The organism is Sphingobacterium sp. UDSM-2020, assembly GCF_016132525.1.
GTDB lineage: Bacteria > Bacteroidota > Bacteroidia > Sphingobacteriales > Sphingobacteriaceae > Sphingobacterium > Sphingobacterium anhuiense.
Genome location: NZ_CP066166.1, coordinates 1,026,314 through 1,042,580, shown reverse-complemented (window position 1 = coordinate 1,042,580; position 16,267 = coordinate 1,026,314). Strand labels below are relative to the sequence as shown.

General features: G+C 33.9%; 16 protein-coding genes. 12 read left to right on the top strand and 4 right to left on the bottom strand.

Annotated elements, in window-relative coordinates; genetic code table 11:
* Window positions 1-37: 37 nt before the first annotated feature.
* Genes JAZ75_RS04410 through JAZ75_RS04390 form a run of 5 tightly spaced genes read left to right on the top strand, consistent with a single transcriptional unit; the run spans window position 38 to window position 4,872 of the window.
* Window positions 38-1,171: an aspartate aminotransferase family protein gene (locus tag JAZ75_RS04410; protein ID WP_208700415.1), complete on the top strand. Its 1,134-nt coding sequence runs from the start codon at window positions 38-40 to the stop codon at window positions 1,169-1,171.
* 21 nt (window positions 1,172-1,192) lie between these two features.
* Window positions 1,193-2,164 carry an acetylornithine carbamoyltransferase gene (locus JAZ75_RS04405; RefSeq protein ID WP_208700414.1) on the top strand — a complete coding sequence of 324 codons (972 nt, stop codon included), beginning with the start codon at window positions 1,193-1,195 and terminating at the stop codon, window positions 2,162-2,164.
* A 39-nt stretch (window positions 2,165-2,203) separates the two neighbouring features.
* Entirely contained in the window at window positions 2,204-3,001 is a 798-nt protein-coding gene (gene argB, locus JAZ75_RS04400; protein ID WP_208702354.1) for an acetylglutamate kinase, read from the top strand.
* Between the two features lie 10 nt (window positions 3,002-3,011).
* Window positions 3,012-3,815: a pyrroline-5-carboxylate reductase gene (gene proC, locus JAZ75_RS04395; protein WP_021190952.1), complete on the top strand. Its 804-nt coding sequence runs from the start codon at window positions 3,012-3,014 to the stop codon at window positions 3,813-3,815.
* Entirely contained in the window at window positions 3,808-4,872 is a 1,065-nt protein-coding gene (locus JAZ75_RS04390) for a M20 family metallo-hydrolase (protein WP_208700412.1), read from the top strand. Before proC ends, JAZ75_RS04390 begins: the two co-directional genes overlap by 8 nt.
* A gap of 57 nt (window positions 4,873-4,929) precedes the next feature.
* Here JAZ75_RS04390 and JAZ75_RS04385 read toward each other — a convergent pair whose 3' ends face one another.
* Window positions 4,930-5,403 (bottom strand): Lrp/AsnC ligand binding domain-containing protein, encoded by a 474-nt coding sequence (locus JAZ75_RS04385; RefSeq protein ID WP_021189698.1) that lies wholly within the window; start codon window positions 5,401-5,403, stop codon window positions 4,930-4,932.
* 220 nt (window positions 5,404-5,623) lie between these two features.
* Between JAZ75_RS04385 and JAZ75_RS04380 the strand changes: the two genes are divergently transcribed.
* Window positions 5,624-6,667: a hypothetical protein gene (locus tag JAZ75_RS04380; RefSeq protein WP_208700410.1), complete on the top strand. Its 1,044-nt coding sequence runs from the start codon at window positions 5,624-5,626 to the stop codon at window positions 6,665-6,667.
* On the opposite strand, the gene ruvC is transcribed toward JAZ75_RS04380, so the two are convergent.
* Window positions 6,668-7,234, bottom strand: coding sequence for a crossover junction endodeoxyribonuclease RuvC (gene ruvC / locus JAZ75_RS04375; RefSeq protein WP_132771796.1), 567 nt, complete (start codon window positions 7,232-7,234; stop codon window positions 6,668-6,670).
* Window positions 7,235-7,357: 123 nt separating this feature from the next.
* On the opposite strand from ruvC, the gene JAZ75_RS04370 reads away from it, so the two are divergent.
* Window positions 7,358-8,335 carry a lysylphosphatidylglycerol synthase domain-containing protein gene (locus JAZ75_RS04370; protein WP_132843585.1) on the top strand — a complete coding sequence of 326 codons (978 nt, stop codon included), beginning with the start codon at window positions 7,358-7,360 and terminating at the stop codon, window positions 8,333-8,335.
* A gap of 25 nt (window positions 8,336-8,360) precedes the next feature.
* Complete coding sequence (locus JAZ75_RS04365) at window positions 8,361-9,449, top strand: glycosyltransferase family 2 protein (RefSeq protein WP_311732302.1); 1,089 nt, start codon at window positions 8,361-8,363, stop codon at window positions 9,447-9,449.
* A gap of 1 nt (window position 9,450) precedes the next feature.
* Here JAZ75_RS04365 and JAZ75_RS04360 read toward each other — a convergent pair whose 3' ends face one another.
* Window positions 9,451-10,188: a lysophospholipid acyltransferase family protein gene (locus tag JAZ75_RS04360; protein WP_208700408.1), complete on the bottom strand. Its 738-nt coding sequence runs from the start codon at window positions 10,186-10,188 to the stop codon at window positions 9,451-9,453.
* 82 nt (window positions 10,189-10,270) lie between these two features.
* On the opposite strand from JAZ75_RS04360, the gene JAZ75_RS04355 reads away from it, so the two are divergent.
* The 4 genes from JAZ75_RS04355 (at window position 10,271) to JAZ75_RS04340 (ending at window position 15,479) form a co-directional block, all read left to right on the top strand.
* Entirely contained in the window at window positions 10,271-10,609 is a 339-nt protein-coding gene (locus JAZ75_RS04355; protein ID WP_232789355.1) for a DUF2089 family protein, read from the top strand.
* A gap of 1 nt (window position 10,610) precedes the next feature.
* Window positions 10,611-11,102, top strand: a complete 492-nt coding sequence (locus JAZ75_RS04350; protein ID WP_208700406.1) for a hypothetical protein — start codon at window positions 10,611-10,613, stop codon at window positions 11,100-11,102.
* A 568-nt stretch (window positions 11,103-11,670) separates the two neighbouring features.
* Window positions 11,671-13,032 (top strand): alpha/beta hydrolase family protein, encoded by a 1,362-nt coding sequence (locus tag JAZ75_RS04345; RefSeq protein WP_208700404.1) that lies wholly within the window; start codon window positions 11,671-11,673, stop codon window positions 13,030-13,032.
* A gap of 239 nt (window positions 13,033-13,271) precedes the next feature.
* A complete protein-coding gene (locus tag JAZ75_RS04340) occupies window positions 13,272-15,479 on the top strand; it encodes a glycoside hydrolase family 2 protein (RefSeq protein ID WP_208700402.1) in 2,208 nt (735 codons plus the stop codon).
* Window positions 15,480-15,552: 73 nt separating this feature from the next.
* Here the strand turns inward: JAZ75_RS04340 and JAZ75_RS04335 are convergent, their stop codons facing one another.
* Window positions 15,553-16,260: an SDR family NAD(P)-dependent oxidoreductase gene (locus JAZ75_RS04335; RefSeq protein WP_208700400.1), complete on the bottom strand. Its 708-nt coding sequence runs from the start codon at window positions 16,258-16,260 to the stop codon at window positions 15,553-15,555.
* Window positions 16,261-16,267: the final 7 nt, after the last annotated feature.

Below are 16,267 nucleotides of genomic sequence, written 5' to 3'. Positions count from 1 at the left end.
GACTTATGTTTCTCATTTAATTATTTATTCATTATCAATGGACTTATTTAACGTTTATCCCATTAATCCAATCAATATTGTAAGAGCACAGGGCTCAACGGTGTGGGATGCCGAAGAAAATCCTTACTTGGATTTATATGGTGGTCATGCTGTGATTTCAATTGGTCATACGCATCCACATTATGTTCAACGTATCACAGAACAATTAAATCAAATTGGATTTTATTCGAATTCTGTGGAGATTCCTATTCAGCGTGAATTAGCTCGATTATTAGGTAAAGTTTCTGGGAAAGAGGATTATCATTTGTTTTTATGTAATTCAGGTGCAGAGGCAAATGAAAATGCGTTAAAGTTGGCTTCTTTTTATAATTCAAGAAAAAAAGTGATTGCTTTTTCAAAGGCATTTCACGGTCGTACATCTTTGGCAGTAGCTTGTACTGATAATCCAAGTATTATTGCTCCTGTCAATGAGACTGATAACGTCATTTTCTTACCTTTTAATGATGAAGATGCTTTATCTAATGCTTTCAAAAATTATGGCGAGGAAATTTCATCGGTGATTATTGAGGGTATACAGGGTGTTGGTGGCATAAGGGAAGCGTCTGTTTCATTTCTTCGTCTGATACGCAAACTCTGCGACCAGTATGCTTCTGTATTTATCGCTGATTCAGTACAGTGTGGTTATGGCCGTTCTGGTTTGTTTTATTCTCATGATTATGCTGGGATAGAAGCTGATATTTATACTATGGCAAAAGGTATGGGTAATGGTTTTCCTATCGGTGCAATTAGCATCGCTCCAAAATTTGTGGCAACATACGGTATGCTGGGAACTACTTTTGGCGGAAATCATTTGGCTTGTGCAGCCGCTGTTGCTGTCTTAGAAGTTATTCAACAGGATAGTTTAATTCAAAATGCAGCGACTGTTGGATCTTATTTAATTGAAGAATTACGCAAGTTTGATCAAATTTCTGAAGTAAGAGGAAGAGGGCTGATGATAGGTATTGATTTACCTAGTGAATTAGCGCATGTAAGGAAAGATCTGTTGGAAAAGCATAGAATATTTACAGGTGAAGCAAAGCCTACTGTAATACGCTTATTGCCCGCATTAAATACAACAAAAGAAATGGCCGATCAATTTTTAACGGCTTTTACAGAAATTTTGGAAGGTTAGTTTTTTGAATAAGATAAATATATGAAAAAGTTTTTTTCAGTTAAAGATGTTGCTAGTGTTTCTGAAATAGTTAGAGAAGCAATGGAGTTGAAAGCTAATCCTAACACTTTGGAAAGTTTGGGCAAATACAAAACATTGGGTCTGGTATTTTTAAACCCAAGTTTGCGCACACGTTTAAGTACTCAAAAAGCAGCTATGAATTTAGGAATGAATGTCATGGTTATGAATATGGATAAAGATGGCTGGGCATTGGAGACTCAAGATGGTGTCGTAATGAACGGAACTACTGTTGAACATATCCGTGAGGCCGCAGCGGTAATGGGTGAGTATTGTGATATTTTGGGCTTACGTTCTTTTCCTAAATTGAAAAATAGGGATGAGGATTACTCTGAAGATTTATTTAATAAGTTTATCGAATATTGTGGTGTTCCAGTTGTGTCTTTGGAAAGTGCAACCCGCCATCCTTTACAGAGTTTAACTGATATTATAACAATAAGTGAATATAAAGTCACAGAAAAACCAAAGGTTGTTTTAGCGTGGGCACCACATGTAAAAGCTTTGCCACAAGCGGTACCAAATTCTTTTTCAGAGTGGATGTGTCAAGCGCAGGTTGAAGGCCTGGTTGATTTCACTATAGTACATCCAGAGGGATATCAATTGTCTGAAGAGTTTACTGAGGGTGCGAAGATTTCAAATGATCTAGATCAGAGTCTCAAAAATGCAGATTTTGTTTATGTAAAGAATTGGTCTTCTTATGAGGAATATGGTGAAGTATATCCAGTTACTGAAAATTGGTTAATTGATAATGAGAAATTAGCGTTAACAAATGACGCAAAGGTTATGCATTGCTTACCAGTAAGACGTGATTTAGAATTATCCGCAGAGGTACTTGATGGGCCTAATTCTTTAGTCATTAAGGAAGCTGGTAATCGTGTATGGGCTGCACAGGTTGTTTTAAAACGTATGCTTGAAAGCTTAGAAAAAAATAAATAGGTCTGTAAATAAATTATTTTGGAAGATTTAGAGAGAAAGATGTCAAATAGTGGCCTTAATATTATAAAAATTGGTGGCAATATTATCGATGATGAAGTATTGTTAGACTCATTTTTGGAAAAATTTGCGGCTTTGCCTGGCAAAAAAATCTTAGTGCATGGAGGAGGAAAGATTGCGACACGTATTGCAACAGATTTGGGAATTGAAGCTAAGATGGTGGAAGGTAGAAGAATTACAGATGAAGCAATGTTGCGGGTTGTTACAATGGTGTACGCGGGTTTAACTAATAAAAATATTGTTGCAAAGCTTCAAGTTTTACAATGTGATGCTATTGGTTTAAGTGGTGCGGATGGAGGTACAATTAAAGCAATAAAGCGACCTGTTAAAGATATTGATTACGGCTTTGTCGGGGATATTTTGCACGATTCTGTCAATACTGCTTCTATTAAGAAATTTTTGGAAGCGGGATTTGTTCCTGTATTTTCTGCAATAACTCATAATGGTTTAGGACAACTTTTAAATACCAATGCAGATACTATCGCATCAGCTTTAGCTGTTGGGTTGTCATCATTATATGATACATCTCTGGTATATTGTTTTGAAAAAAATGGTGTACTTAAAGATATCAATGATGAACAGTCTGTAATTAATTCAATCCGTGCCGACGAATTTTTACAGTTAAAGAAAGACGGTGTTATTCATGATGGAATGGTACCAAAATTGCAAAATGCATTCGATGCTATACAAAAAGGTGTTCGGAATGTGTATATTGGTCATGCCAATAATTTGCACTTATTCCAACAGGGCCAATTTGGCACTTGTTTGACCTTAAAATAGAACTTGAATCATGAAAAGAATTACCATTATCGGAACAGGGAATATTGGTTTGTCTCTTGCAAAAGGATTAGTAAAAAATCAGTTTTGTAATGCAGATCAAATCACTTTAACAAGACGTAATATTAAAGCCTTAAATCAAGAAAGGGAAGATGGTTTTGTTGTTACAGATAGTAATATCGAAGCAGTTAGAGATGCCGATATTATTGTCTTTGCAATTTTACCACAACAATTACGAAAAGTTTTGGAAGAAATAGCTCCGATAGTTCAAGGTTCTAATCAGGTTTTTGTATCTGTTGTATCTGGGGTAAGTTGCGTTGATATAAAAGAAGTTCTTGGTGTAAATGCATTGGTCGTAAGGGCAATGCCAAATACAGCAATTGCAATTGGTCAGTCGATGACATGTATTGCAACTGATAATGCACCTTCAGATATTGTGAAGGATGTAGAAGTTATGTTCGAAACGGTGGGCGCAGTTGTAGTTATTAACGAAGATTTAATGACTTCTGCTACTGCATTATGTGCTTGTGGTATTGCTTTTTTCTTGAGAGCTATACGAGCAGCTTCACAGGGTGGAGTAGAAATTGGTTTTCATGCGCATGATGCTCTTAAAATGGCTGTTCAGACAGCAAAAGGTGCCGCAGATTTATTATTGCAAACTCAATCACATCCTGAAAGTGAAATTGATAAGGTAACTTCGCCTAAGGGGTGTACTATTGCAGGGCTTAATGAAATGGAACACCATGGTTTCAGTTCCGCATTTATTAAAGGAATAAAATTGTCTGCACAAAAAGCTGGAGGCCTCTACAATGAATAATCGAGTTCAGTTATTTGAAGAAAGTTTAGCCTTATTAAAGTCTTTAATACGTACCCCTTCTTTTAGTAGAGAGGAAGAAGAAACTGCAACGATAATAGCACAATTCTTTACTGCGAAAGGAATTGTTCCCTACAGAAAAGCAAATAATATTTGGGTTTATAATAAATGGTATAGTACCGATAAACCTACGATACTGTTGAACTCACATCATGACACTGTAAAACCAAATACTGGTTATACAAGAGATCCATTTTCTCCAGATATAGTAGATGGAAAGCTTTATGGATTAGGAAGTAATGATGCAGGTGGATGTTTGGTTTCTTTGATTGCAACTTTTCTACATTTTTATGAAGACAAAGATTTAAAATATAATTTTTGTTTAGCAGCTACTGCTGAAGAGGAAATCTCCGGTAAATGTGGAATTGAATCAATTGTTTCAGATTTAGGAGCTTTAGATTTTGCTATAGTAGGAGAACCAACTTTAATGGATTTAGCGATCGCAGAAAAGGGCCTAATGGTATTAGATTGCACTGCTCATGGCATATCAGGCCATGCTGCACGAGATGAGGGAGAAAATGCTTTATATAAGGCATTAGCAGATATCGAATGGTTTAGATCCTACCAGTTTGAGCGTGAATCAAATAAATTAGGACCCATTAAAATGTCCGTGACCATGATTCAGTGTGGTGTTCAACATAATGTTGTTCCCGCAACTTGCGATTATGTTGTCGATGTTAGAACAACAGATGCATACAGTAATGAAGAAACATTAGAAATAATAAAACTACATGTACAATCTGATGTCCATGCTCGTTCAACACGTTTAAATTCATCTTCTATTCCAGAAGATCATCCTCTTGTTTTGTCAGGTGTTAGTCTTGGAAAAAAGACTTATGGCTCTCCTACAATGAGTGATCAAGCATTGTTGCGGATACCTTCTGTGAAGTTAGGACCGGGCTTCTCCGGACGATCGCATATGGCCGATGAGTTTATTTTCTTGGATGAAATTAGGAAAGGCATTGACGATTATATTAATATTTTAGAAAAAATCGTATAAACAAAAAAGCACAAAATATATTTTGTGCTTTTTTGTTTATACGATTAATAATTTAGACTAGACTAAACTAATCTGTCTTTTTATACTCTCTTCAAGAGATATAATAGTCTCAGTACGCTGAATTCCTTGTACAGATTGTATATCTTCATTTAATACTTTACGCAGGTGTACTGTATCGCGACAGATTATTTTTGCAAAAATACTATATTGTCCCGTGCAGTAATGTAATTCAACGACTTCTTTAATTTCTTTTAATTGAGCAACAGCATCAGAGTATTGAGATCCTTTTTCAAGGTAAATCCCTAAGAAGGCAGTGATATCGAAACCAACTTTCTGAGGATTAATAATTAAGTTGGATCCTTTAATAATACCTAGTTCTTCCATTTTTTTCATGCGTACATGTATAGTGCCACCAGATACAATTAACTTTTTTGCTATTTCTGTATAAGGAATAGACGCATCATTCATCAAAATTGATAATATCTGAATATCAAGATTGTCTAAATCGTAATTAGAATAGTTGTTTTCCATTAAAAGTGCTGTTATTAATTAAGTTAACCCAAACCGATAATTTATTACCAAATAGTCGTATCGGATTAAATTTTTAAATTTTTCAAAAATACTAAGATTTGTTGGTTTATGTATGTAAATTTAGTAAAAATTTTATATACATATTGTTAATGTGATATTTAAGTAACAAATTTTGTATAGATTTTTATTGATATTAGCATTTGATTTTAAAAAGATATTTATGGAAATAGAAGATGTTAAAATTTCAAGGAAGAAACCCATTTTTGCTGTAGGAGAGGGATTACATAAATACTTGAGACTATATCAACGTGATGCAAAGCTTCCTATTATGTATAAGGATCTTTTATCTTTTACTGAAACTATACCTGTATTGGATAAATACGGTAACGACACTTTTTGGGAAACGCCATTATATCCACCATATCTTATTGATCATTTATATGAAGGTTTGAAAGTAATATATGCTAAATTAAAGGCATCGGGTAATACCCGTATTGTGCAACATAAGTATATTGATCGTGTTGAGTATTGTGCGTTTGGCAATACAAGGCCTTTTCGAATTCGTATTGTAAACCGACTGAATGATGTTTATGATTATTTTTATATTAAGCAAGCTGATGCATCTCGTATTTATGGCTTAGAATTGGAGGAAATCTTATCGCCAAATCAGGTAAATTATATGGTCGATAATGAAACTTTGGTTGAGGAACATATTGTTGGAATCCCTGGTGATACTTTTGCCAAGCAACGGATGTATACACCAGATTATAATCTAACACGTATTTCTAAGGAGTTTGTTAAATTTAACGAACGTTGCATAATTACTTTGTTAGGTGATATGCGCGCTTATAATTTTGTCGTACAAATAACTCCAGATTTTGACGATTTTCAATTCAGAATTCGAGCTATTGATTTTGACCAGCAATTTTATGAAGGCAATCCAAAAGTGTACATGCCACAATTTTTCAAAGAAAACTTTCCTTATGTGAAACTTTCAATGGAACATTTGACAGAAAAAACGGTTTCTCAATATCAACAAGAAGAGCGATCATCTATTGTACATCGTGTACGTAGTGAAAGGCATCGGATCGCTGATCTTAGGGACGCATCAAAAACCCAACAGTTATCGACAGAGGAAAATATAAAACAATTGCGTGAAGCTTATGCAATTTCTCATTCAAGTGAACAGTATTTGAAGTGTAAATCGATGACTGATATTGTTGAATTAAATGTGAAAAATGTTATAAGGCAAGTACAGCTATAATTACTTGATTCTTTTTTCATTATCTTTTACAAATGCACTCCAACCACTGTAACTTTTGCCAGTTTCGGAGGTCGCATTTTTTTGAAAGGAATGACAAACAGCAACAGCTAATCCATCTGTTGCGTCTAAAAATTCAGGGCTTTCATTAAATTTTAATAATGATTTGAGCATGCCTGCTACTTGCTCTTTGGTTGCATTTCCATTTCCAGTTACTGATTGCTTTATTTTTCGTGGAGCATATTCAAATATAGGAATATCAAAATTTAATGCGGCGGCCATAGCGACACCTTGTGCTCTTCCTAATTTCAACATTACTTGTATGTTTTTTCCATAAAATGGAGCTTCTAATGCAACACTGTCCGGTTTATATTCCTCTATTAAAGCAGTAGTTTTTTTAAATATACGTTGGAGTTTCAGAGCATGGTCATCAAGATGCCCCATTTTCACGACTCCCATAGTAATGAGACTGATATTGTTTCCTTGTTCACGTATGATTCCGTAACCTAGAACAGCTGTTCCGGGGTCAATACCTAAAATAATTCTCTCTTTTGCTTTCTCCTTCTGCATGTGCAATATTACATTTTTTATTTCGTAACGATTCAAAAATGAAGATGTAATGGATACTAATATTGCCATAAAATAACTTTAGCTTTGATTAATATTTAGTAACATTGTGTCCAAAATTGATAAATGCTAACAAAGGTTCAAAAAAAATATAGCGGGATATTGATAAAAATTGCGGTACTAGCTTTTGCTGGATGGTATATTTATCAACAATTATCCGATCCTAAAAATCTTCTGAAGTTTGAAACATTAATCGCAGGTATAGATCCTCATTATTTCTGGTTGACATTTAGCTTAATCGTGTTCTTGATGTTTGTTAATTGGATGCTTGAAGTTGTAAAATGGCAATATTTGGCTATTAGAATTGAAAGAATATCTTTTGGACGTGCATTTCAATCGGTATTTAGTGGATTAACATGGGCTATTTTTACTCCAAATAGGATTGGTGAATATGGAGGTCGTGTTTTGTTTTTGAAACCTGAAAATCGAGCAAAAGGTGCTATAGCAATGGGAGTTGGGTTATTTGCACAACTTGTATTAACCAGTATAGCTGGTGCTTTAAGTATTGCTTGGTTTGCATGTACTTATATGGATACTCCGGTTTCTATAGAGTTTGGAATTTGGTTATTAGCAATATTGTATGCGACAGGTTTTTTAGTACTTTATTTTAATGTGCATTGGATTGATTTATTGGTTGGTCGAATTAAATTTCTAGAACGTATCAAACCTTTCTTTTCTATTTTGGAAGAGTATACTTTTAAGGAATTGCTTGTTGTCATATTGATATCGTTGGCAAGATTTATCATTTTTACTTCTCAGTACATTATTTTAATGTTGGTCATTTTACCAGAATTACCATTCGTGGCAATGATTTTGATGATATTTATTCTTTTCTTTGTGCAGGCCGCATTACCGACATTGGATATTTTTGATTTTAGTGTAAGAAGTTTTGTTGCAGGTAATCTTTATAGTTATATCACAAACCAAGAACTAGCCGTGATGGCAATTGTTTCTTGTATTTGGTTCGTTAATTTGATACTTCCAGCTGTTTTAGGTTCTATTTTTGTTTTGAAAATAAATTTTTTTGGTGATTCTAAGTCTTAGTTTTATTACGATAATATTGGCGATTGTGTATATCGCTCTGGTTCTGTATATGCGGAAAGGTTGGTTTGAAATACCAACTGTAATATCGAACTGTTTACCGGTCAAACGTATTTCTATTATTATAGCTGCACGTAATGAAGAGAATGGTATAGCACGTACTATTGATGCTGTACTTAATCAAAAATTTCCACCTGAACAGTTTGAATTAATTGTAATCGATGACCACTCTACTGATCGGACAAGTGATGTTGTATTGTCCTACGCGCACAGAGGAGTACAATTAATTCAGTTGAATGAGAGAAATAAATTGAATTCATATAAAAAGCTTGCTATAGCGAAGGCTATTGATTTATGTACAGGAGAGATCATTGTTACAACTGACGCTGATTGTCGGATGGGTGAAAATTGGTTAATGACAATCATTAGCTATTTTGAAACTCAAGACTTATATCTTTTATCTTCACCTGTAGTGTATTCAGAAGAGAAATCATTTTTTGAAAGACTTCAAACACTTGAGTTTTTATATTTAATAGGCTTAGGCGCAGCAGGTATTGGTAATAAAAATCCGACAACTTGCAACGGAGCAAATTTGGCATATCGCAAGGATATTTTTTATGAAATGGGTGGATTTGCCGGTATCGATGAATTAGCATCTGGTGATGATGAATTATTTTTGCATAAAGTTGCTGCAAAATATCCACATAAAATAGGATTCTGTAAATCTACGGATGCAGTGGTTTACACCGATGCTAAGCCTACAATTAGGTCATTTATAAGTCAGCGGAAGCGTTGGGCTTCTAAGAGTACAAAATATAAAAATAAAGCAATTGTGTTACTCGGAATCACAATTTGGTTATTCAACTTTTGTATGCTTACCTGTCTTATCGTAGGTTTATTTTATCATTATTCCTATCTTTTTACTTTTTTGGTTGTATTAATCGCTAAAATCATAGTTGAATATCTATTTATACAACCCTTAACTCAGTTTTCAAAGAGAGAGGAGTTAATGCGGTATTTACCAATTCTTTCCTCGTTACATATTATATACCTCGTGTATATTGGTATACTTGGTAATATTGGTAAATATGATTGGAAAGGTCGGCAGGTTAAATAATCTAACCATTTTTGACTTTTAAACGGATCTTCTGTTCAGCTTCTAATACTATTTCTTCCAAAGTTTTATCAGTTTTATCAATAGGATCTAAAACTTCCCAGCTCATTTTGACAAAGGGTGTAAAAGGAAATAAGCCATTTTTAGTCATTTCATATGAACCATTTATTGCGATAGGAACAATTAGTGCATTGGGATTTTTCTTTAATAATGTAGCTATTCCGCCAACATGAAAAGGCTTCATTTTACCATCTCGAGTGCGAGTACCTTCCGGGAAAATAAAAGCTGACCAGTTTTTGGTCTTCATATTATTTGCAAGTTTTAATATTTCACCGATAGACTGTTTTGAGTCCTTACGGTCAATATTTGCCGCCCCACCATGTTTCAAATTGAAGGAAATACTTGGAATTCCCTTCGCTAGTTCTATTTTTGAAATGAATTTTCCATGAAATCTTCGCAGAAAATAAATCATAGCCGGTATATCAAATGTACTTTGATGATTTGCAACGAAAACAATGGGCTGTCCGGTTGGAATGTTTTTATTATCAGTAAAAGATATCGTATTAAACAGCAAAATATTGCAATAGGTGAGAAAGAAATTAAGAATATCGACACTCTTTTTATGTGCTGTATATCCGCCAAACTTTAGGCTCAACCATTGTATAGGGTGAAAAACTAAAAGGCACAAGGCAAAAAAGAAATAAAAAATGGGTGTCAGAATAAATCCAATAATCTTCTTCATGTTTAAATCTAATAATTATTTACAGCAAATATAATTATTAATATACTTTACGAATAATTATTGATCGCTCATATTTTAAATTATGTTTAATAATACTTTTATAAAGTTTATATTATTATTAATAATATTTATATTTATAGAAGAGATGAAAAAATTTCCAAACGTATGCCCTAGCTGTGATACCAAATTAGATGTCAGTAAATTAACTTGTTCTTCATGCAATACTGAGGTTAGCGGTAAATTTATGTTGCCAATTTGGACGCAATTAACTCTTGAGGAACAGGATTTTGTACTTGAGTTTTTATTAAACTCAGGCAGTCTGAAAGAGATGGCAAGTCAATTAGGCAAGAGTTATCCTACCGTAAGAAATAAGTTAGATGATCTTATTGATAAGTTATTGGGTTTAAAAAATAATGATTAGTATGGTTTTTAAAGAGAAACAGTCTTTTTGGAGTTGGTGGATGGTGATTTTGATCGTCTTTTTATTATTATCGACTTTAAATTATGAATGGAATGATATAAAAGATGGTAATTTCAAAGAATTAAGTGTAAATCCTGGGTTTTGGATTATTGCTGTTATTATTATTATATTTTCGTTCATTAAATTAAAAACAACAATAAACTCTCAAGGAATTATGATTCACTTCTTTCCCTTTCTATTGAAAAGTAAATTTATTCCTTGGTCAGAAGTAGCACAGGTTTCTGTAAAGGATTATAATCCTATATACGACTATGGAGGTTGGGGGTATCGCATTGGAAGAAAAGGTAAAGCCTATAGTACCAAAGGATCACATGGGTTGGAATTGATCTTTAAAAGCGGGTCTAGACTTTTGATAGGTACCCAAAAGAAATGCGAACTCAATACGATCATTTCTAAGGTTAATCAAGAAATTTTAAATAAGGACTATGAATAAAATACTTTTAAATCCATTTGATAATCTTTCGGAGACAAAACTTTTATCTATTGGTCTTATTTGATTTATAATCGGCACTTTTGTAGCTTGTTTTTAGGAGATTCCTTTCCTGGGATGATGAGTTTTAAATTTAACGAGGCTAGCTTTTTACAATTATAATATCACAATATCTTAACAACATCTTTATTTTCAATCATTATATTTCTACTTGGAAAAATATTGAATTCGAGTCTGAGATTTATAGATATGCTAATAACCGTATTGGTTGCAAGGTCTGTCATTTATGCTATGGCTTTATTAAATACAACTAAATGGCTAAACCCGATGGTAGATTTAATTTCCAGAATGTAGTAAATCCATTGGGTAACCAAAATGTTGATAAAGCAGATTGAATTATCCCTTTTTTGGTGTTATTCTCAGCCTTTGCTTGCTGATCTCTTTCTTCTATTTACTTATTTAAAGGATTTCTTACTGTTATAAATAGAAAAAAATTATAATGGCTTGATTTTGGTACTTGTTGTAATGTTAATGGAAGCTTTATCTTCTTTATTCTCTTTTATTACATATAATGATTAAAAAAATAGTTGGTACATTTCTCCTGTTGTTTATAACAATAACTGCTTTTTCCCAAACTTTCGTAGGGGACTGGAAAGGTAATTTGCAAGTAGGACATTCCAGTTTGGTTTTTATAATTCATTTATCTCAGGAAAATGGTGTATGGAAGGCAACAGCGGATAGTCCAGATCAGGGAGCTTTTGGCATTCCCGCGAAGGCAAACGTTAATGGTAACGGAATCGAAGTACTGATTGAAGGAGGAATTAGTTATATCGGGAAAATGGAACAGGATGATTTAATAGGTGGTGAGTTTCAACAAGGGACATTTCGAGCCAAGTTAGATCTTATGAAAATAAAGGTAACCCCTAATAATATCAAGACAATAAGATCTCAACGTGTTTTTCCTCCTTATTCATACGATACAGTAGATGTCAATTTTAGAAATAAATATGATGATGTCCTATTAAGTGGCACCTTAACCACACCTAGACAAAAAGGTAAATTCCCTGCAGTAGTTTTAGTGACAGGAAGCGGTCCCCAGGATCGCAATGAAACATTAATGGGACATGAACCTTTTAGAATATTATCAGATTTTTTAACAAAAAATAATATTGTTGTTCTTCGCTACGACGATCGGGGGGTCGGACTGTCAAAAGGAAGTTTTATAAATGCCTCAATTGAGAATTTCAGTAAAGACGCAATGGCAGCAATAGATTTTCTAAAGGAAAGACCAAATGTAGATCCCGGCAAAATTGGTATTATCGGGCATAGTGAGGGTGGTTTAATCGCAGAATTGTTGGCTGGACAAAAATTTCCGGCGCTTTCTTTTATTGTTTCTTTAGCAGGTCCAGCCATTCCTATCGACTCTCTAATGGTATCACAGCTATATCGCATTGGTAAAGTAGCAGGCATGTCAGAACTAGCATTATCACATGCCAAAGAGATTAATAAAAGGAATTTTGAGGTTGTTAAAAGTAATAGGCCGCATATGGAGGCTATGGCAATGATTCTTGATAATATGAAAATAGATCCAGCACAATTGAATTCATCGAGTAAATTGGAATTAGAGACACTCTTGTTGCCATCTTATAGATATTTCATGCGGATTGATCCCATTCCTTTTATTAAAAAAATTACAGTGCCGGTTTATGCCGCATTTGGGAATTTAGATGTTCAGGTTCCTGCTGACCAAAATCTAAAAAGTTTAAAGAATAATCTACCATATAATCCAAAAACAGTTCTAAAGAAATATGAAGGATTGAATCACTTATTTCAAAAATCGACAACTGGGGCTGTTTCAGAGTATGAGCATATTAGTGAAACCATGAATAGTGAAGTCTTGAATGATTTAGTTAAATGGATAAAAAGCTTATAATAGTAACCTGTAGTTAGTATTATTTAAGTGACATCATCTCTATTTTAGTAAAAGTACGATAACGTTGTAAATTGGTTTTCTGTGATGCAACAGCATTTTTTTGCTCAATATTAACTTCTATGTAGTTTTCTAGTAAAGTCAATTCTTCTTTGTAATACAATTAGGTTTATATCTTTGTTTTACACTCCATCATCATGTTTATGATGGATACTATTGAACAAAACCTTTATTTTATTATTATGAATTTCAAGGCAATCGTCACCTTATTTTTCTTAACAATTTTAACCTCAGTTTCCTTTTCTAGAGAAGTTATTTCTTTCAATCAAGATTGGGCTTTCAAAAAAGGCCCCTTTACTACAGATCTCTTACAGTATGGGAATGTTTTTTCTGGAACATGGCAATCTATAGCTGTTCCTCATACATGGAACTCAAAAGATATGCAAGTACGTAATGATCGATTTACATCTAATGAAAAATTTTATGTGGGAGATGCCTATTATCGTAAAACTTTTATTCCCGAATCTTCTTGGAATGGTAAGCGCATTTTTATAAAATTTGAAGGTGTAAATACTAACACAGAAGTTTACATTAATAATTCACCGTTGCCTGCGAAGAAGGAAAAGGGAAATGTAGTTTATGATGCGTCAGCTATAAATGGTAATTATCAGATTGTGGGAAGACATCAAGGGGGCTATTCAGCATTCGTGTTGGAATTGACTAATTTGTTGAAATTTGGAGTTGAAAATGAGATTCTTGTAAAAGTTAACAATGAAGCAACTCCACAAGTAATACCAGTCAATCATACGCTATTCCCTATGTATGGTGGTATTTATCGTCCGGTTGAACTTATTGTGACGGATAAGATTAATATTGCAGTATCCGATTATGCTTCTTCAGGAGTATATATAAGTCAAAAGGACGTTAATAAAAAAAGTGCATCAATAAATTTAAAAGTGAAACTTGAAAATAAAAATCATGACGCAAGAGATTTACAAGTGGTGTCAACGATTTTTGAACAAAACGGCGCTGTGAAAGCCAAGAATATAAAAAAATATCGTTTACTTCCGCAGGGTAGACAAGAAGTAATGCAAGACTTTAATTTAACAAATCCACATTTATGGCAAGGTCTGGAGGACCCATATCTATATAAAGTAGTTACACAGCTTGTTGATGGAAATACTGTACTAGATGAAGTGATTCAGCCTCTAGGTTTACGAAAATTTGAATTAAGAACAGGAGAGGGATTCTTTTTGAATGATATTAAGTATCCAATGTATGGAGTAACAAGACATCAGGATCGATGGGGAAAGGGTTCCGCGTTATCAAATGCTGATCATGATGAAGATTTGGCTATCATCAAGGAAATTGGAGCAACTACTATTCGATTAGCTCACTATCAACAATCTGCATACTTCTATGAAAAATGCGATAGTATTGGATTTATTGTTTGGGCAGAAATCCCATTTGTTAATCGTGTAACGACCTTAGAGGAAGCAAATGCAAAACAGCAATTGACAGAACTTATAAGACAAAACTATAATCATCCTTCTATTTATACATGGGGTCTCCATAATGAGGTTTATACGCCTAATGCGTACACAATCGAGTTAACAACAAAATTAAATGATTTAGCTAAGACCGAAGATCGATATCGCTATACGGTGCAAGTGAGCGGCTATAATGTCATCAACCATGCTGTAAATAATAATGCAGATATACAGGGAATCAACCATTATTTCGGATGGTATAATGGTGTTATTCGTGATGTTGATAAGTGGGCAGATCAAATCTCGAAAGATTTTAAAGATTATAAAATTATTTTTTCAGAGTATGGAGCCGAGGCTAATCCTAGTCATCAACAAGAGGTTGTTGGAGATGTAGGTAATCAATGGGCGAATCCAGCATTTTTTCCCGAAGAATTTTCCACAAAGTTCCATGAAATACATTGGGGAACGATTAAAAGACATCCGATCTTTTTGGCCTCTTATCTTTGGAATACATTTGACTTTGCTACTCCGATTACAGCACTCAATGTTGAACCAAGGAATTACAAAGGATTGGTTACGTTTGATAGAAAACTCAAGAAAGATCCTTTTTATTGGTACAAAGCTAACTGGAGTAAAGAACCTGTATTATATCTGACACAAAGACGTGTTATTGAGAGAGTAAACGAGATTACTCCGGTGACAGTCTATTCTAATTTAGGTAAACCTACTTTGTTGGTCAATGGTGTTGAAGAAAAGAACTTTGTTATCGGAGAAACTGATGTCCATTATATTTTTCAAAATGTTAAATTGAAAGAAGGGGATAATATTATCCAGGTAAAAGCATCAAGGAAAGGTCAACAATTTGAAGATAAGATTACTTGGCATTACTTGAAAGATAACCCAAAGGCAATCAGTAAAGATGGACCGAAATCCAATAAAAATGAACATATTGGTTTATAAAAAAGCATCTTTTTGCAATGCCCCCGAAAAGTTAAACACTTTCTGGGGGCACGCTACTTTTGAGACTTTTTTATTAAGGAGTTGTTAATGCTACAGGTAGAATCTTACCATTATAATATTGATGTCCATTTTGGGCAAATTCCGCAATATATCTTCCCATCTCAAAAGCGAGTTTACCAGCTTCTATTCCTGGAAAAGCTGCTTCAAACATTTCAGTTTGTGCAGATCCAAGAGCAAGGCAATTTACGCGGATACCTTTATCCTTAAATTCTTCAGCCAAGCACTCTGTTAATACTGCCAAAGCTGCTTTACTAGAAGAATAAGCCGCTAAGCCACTAAACTTGGAAGAGCCTTGAAAACCGCTCATACTTCCTATATTGAGAATATGAGATCCTTCGGGCATTAAAGGGACGATATGTTGAATCATATTAGCATGTGCCAATACATTGGTTTGAAACATCGATGCAATTTCTTCCAATGAACTATCCATAAAAGGTTTATTGATAAGCACTCCTGCATTATTGATCAGGATATCTACCTGTTCAAATTTTGATTTGATAAATGGTAATAAAGTTTGATAATCATCATAAACAATATCAAACTGAGCTGGATATAAATTACCCCCGTCGAAATTCAAATCCTTAGCAATTTCGTGAAGGCGCTTTAGTTTATCTGCAGATCGAGCAAGTGCGATAACATTATTTTCTTTTTTTGCCGTGAGATCCAAAACAGCTTCAAACCCAATTCCACTGCTTGCTCCTGTTATTATAATATTTGCCATGTTTATT

What these genes read in the sequence shown, in the direction of transcription:
- proC (WP_021190952.1), top strand. Translation starts at nt 3,012, where the DNA reads ATGAAAAGAATTACCATTATCGGAACAGGGAATATTGGTTTGTCTCTT.
- JAZ75_RS04390 (WP_208700412.1), top strand. Translation starts at nt 3,808, where the DNA reads ATGAATAATCGAGTTCAGTTATTTGAAGAAAGTTTAGCCTTATTAAAG.
- JAZ75_RS04360 (WP_208700408.1), bottom strand. Translation starts at nt 10,188, where the DNA reads ATGAAGAAGATTATTGGATTTATTCTGACACCCATTTTTTATTTCTTT.
- JAZ75_RS04370 (WP_132843585.1), top strand. Translation starts at nt 7,358, where the DNA reads ATGCTAACAAAGGTTCAAAAAAAATATAGCGGGATATTGATAAAAATT.
- argB (WP_208702354.1), top strand. Translation starts at nt 2,204, where the DNA reads ATGTCAAATAGTGGCCTTAATATTATAAAAATTGGTGGCAATATTATC.
- JAZ75_RS04340 (WP_208700402.1), top strand. Translation starts at nt 13,272, where the DNA reads ATGAATTTCAAGGCAATCGTCACCTTATTTTTCTTAACAATTTTAACC.
- JAZ75_RS04350 (WP_208700406.1), top strand. Translation starts at nt 10,611, where the DNA reads ATGGTTTTTAAAGAGAAACAGTCTTTTTGGAGTTGGTGGATGGTGATT.
- JAZ75_RS04410 (WP_208700415.1), top strand. Translation starts at nt 38, where the DNA reads ATGGACTTATTTAACGTTTATCCCATTAATCCAATCAATATTGTAAGA.
- JAZ75_RS04380 (WP_208700410.1), top strand. Translation starts at nt 5,624, where the DNA reads ATGGAAATAGAAGATGTTAAAATTTCAAGGAAGAAACCCATTTTTGCT.
- JAZ75_RS04335 (WP_208700400.1), bottom strand. Translation starts at nt 16,260, where the DNA reads ATGGCAAATATTATAATAACAGGAGCAAGCAGTGGAATTGGGTTTGAA.
- JAZ75_RS04345 (WP_208700404.1), top strand. Translation starts at nt 11,671, where the DNA reads ATGATTAAAAAAATAGTTGGTACATTTCTCCTGTTGTTTATAACAATA.
- JAZ75_RS04405 (WP_208700414.1), top strand. Translation starts at nt 1,193, where the DNA reads ATGAAAAAGTTTTTTTCAGTTAAAGATGTTGCTAGTGTTTCTGAAATA.
- ruvC (WP_132771796.1), bottom strand. Translation starts at nt 7,234, where the DNA reads ATGCAGAAGGAGAAAGCAAAAGAGAGAATTATTTTAGGTATTGACCCC.
- JAZ75_RS04385 (WP_021189698.1), bottom strand. Translation starts at nt 5,403, where the DNA reads ATGGAAAACAACTATTCTAATTACGATTTAGACAATCTTGATATTCAG.
- JAZ75_RS04355 (WP_232789355.1), top strand. Translation starts at nt 10,271, where the DNA reads ATGTTTAATAATACTTTTATAAAGTTTATATTATTATTAATAATATTT.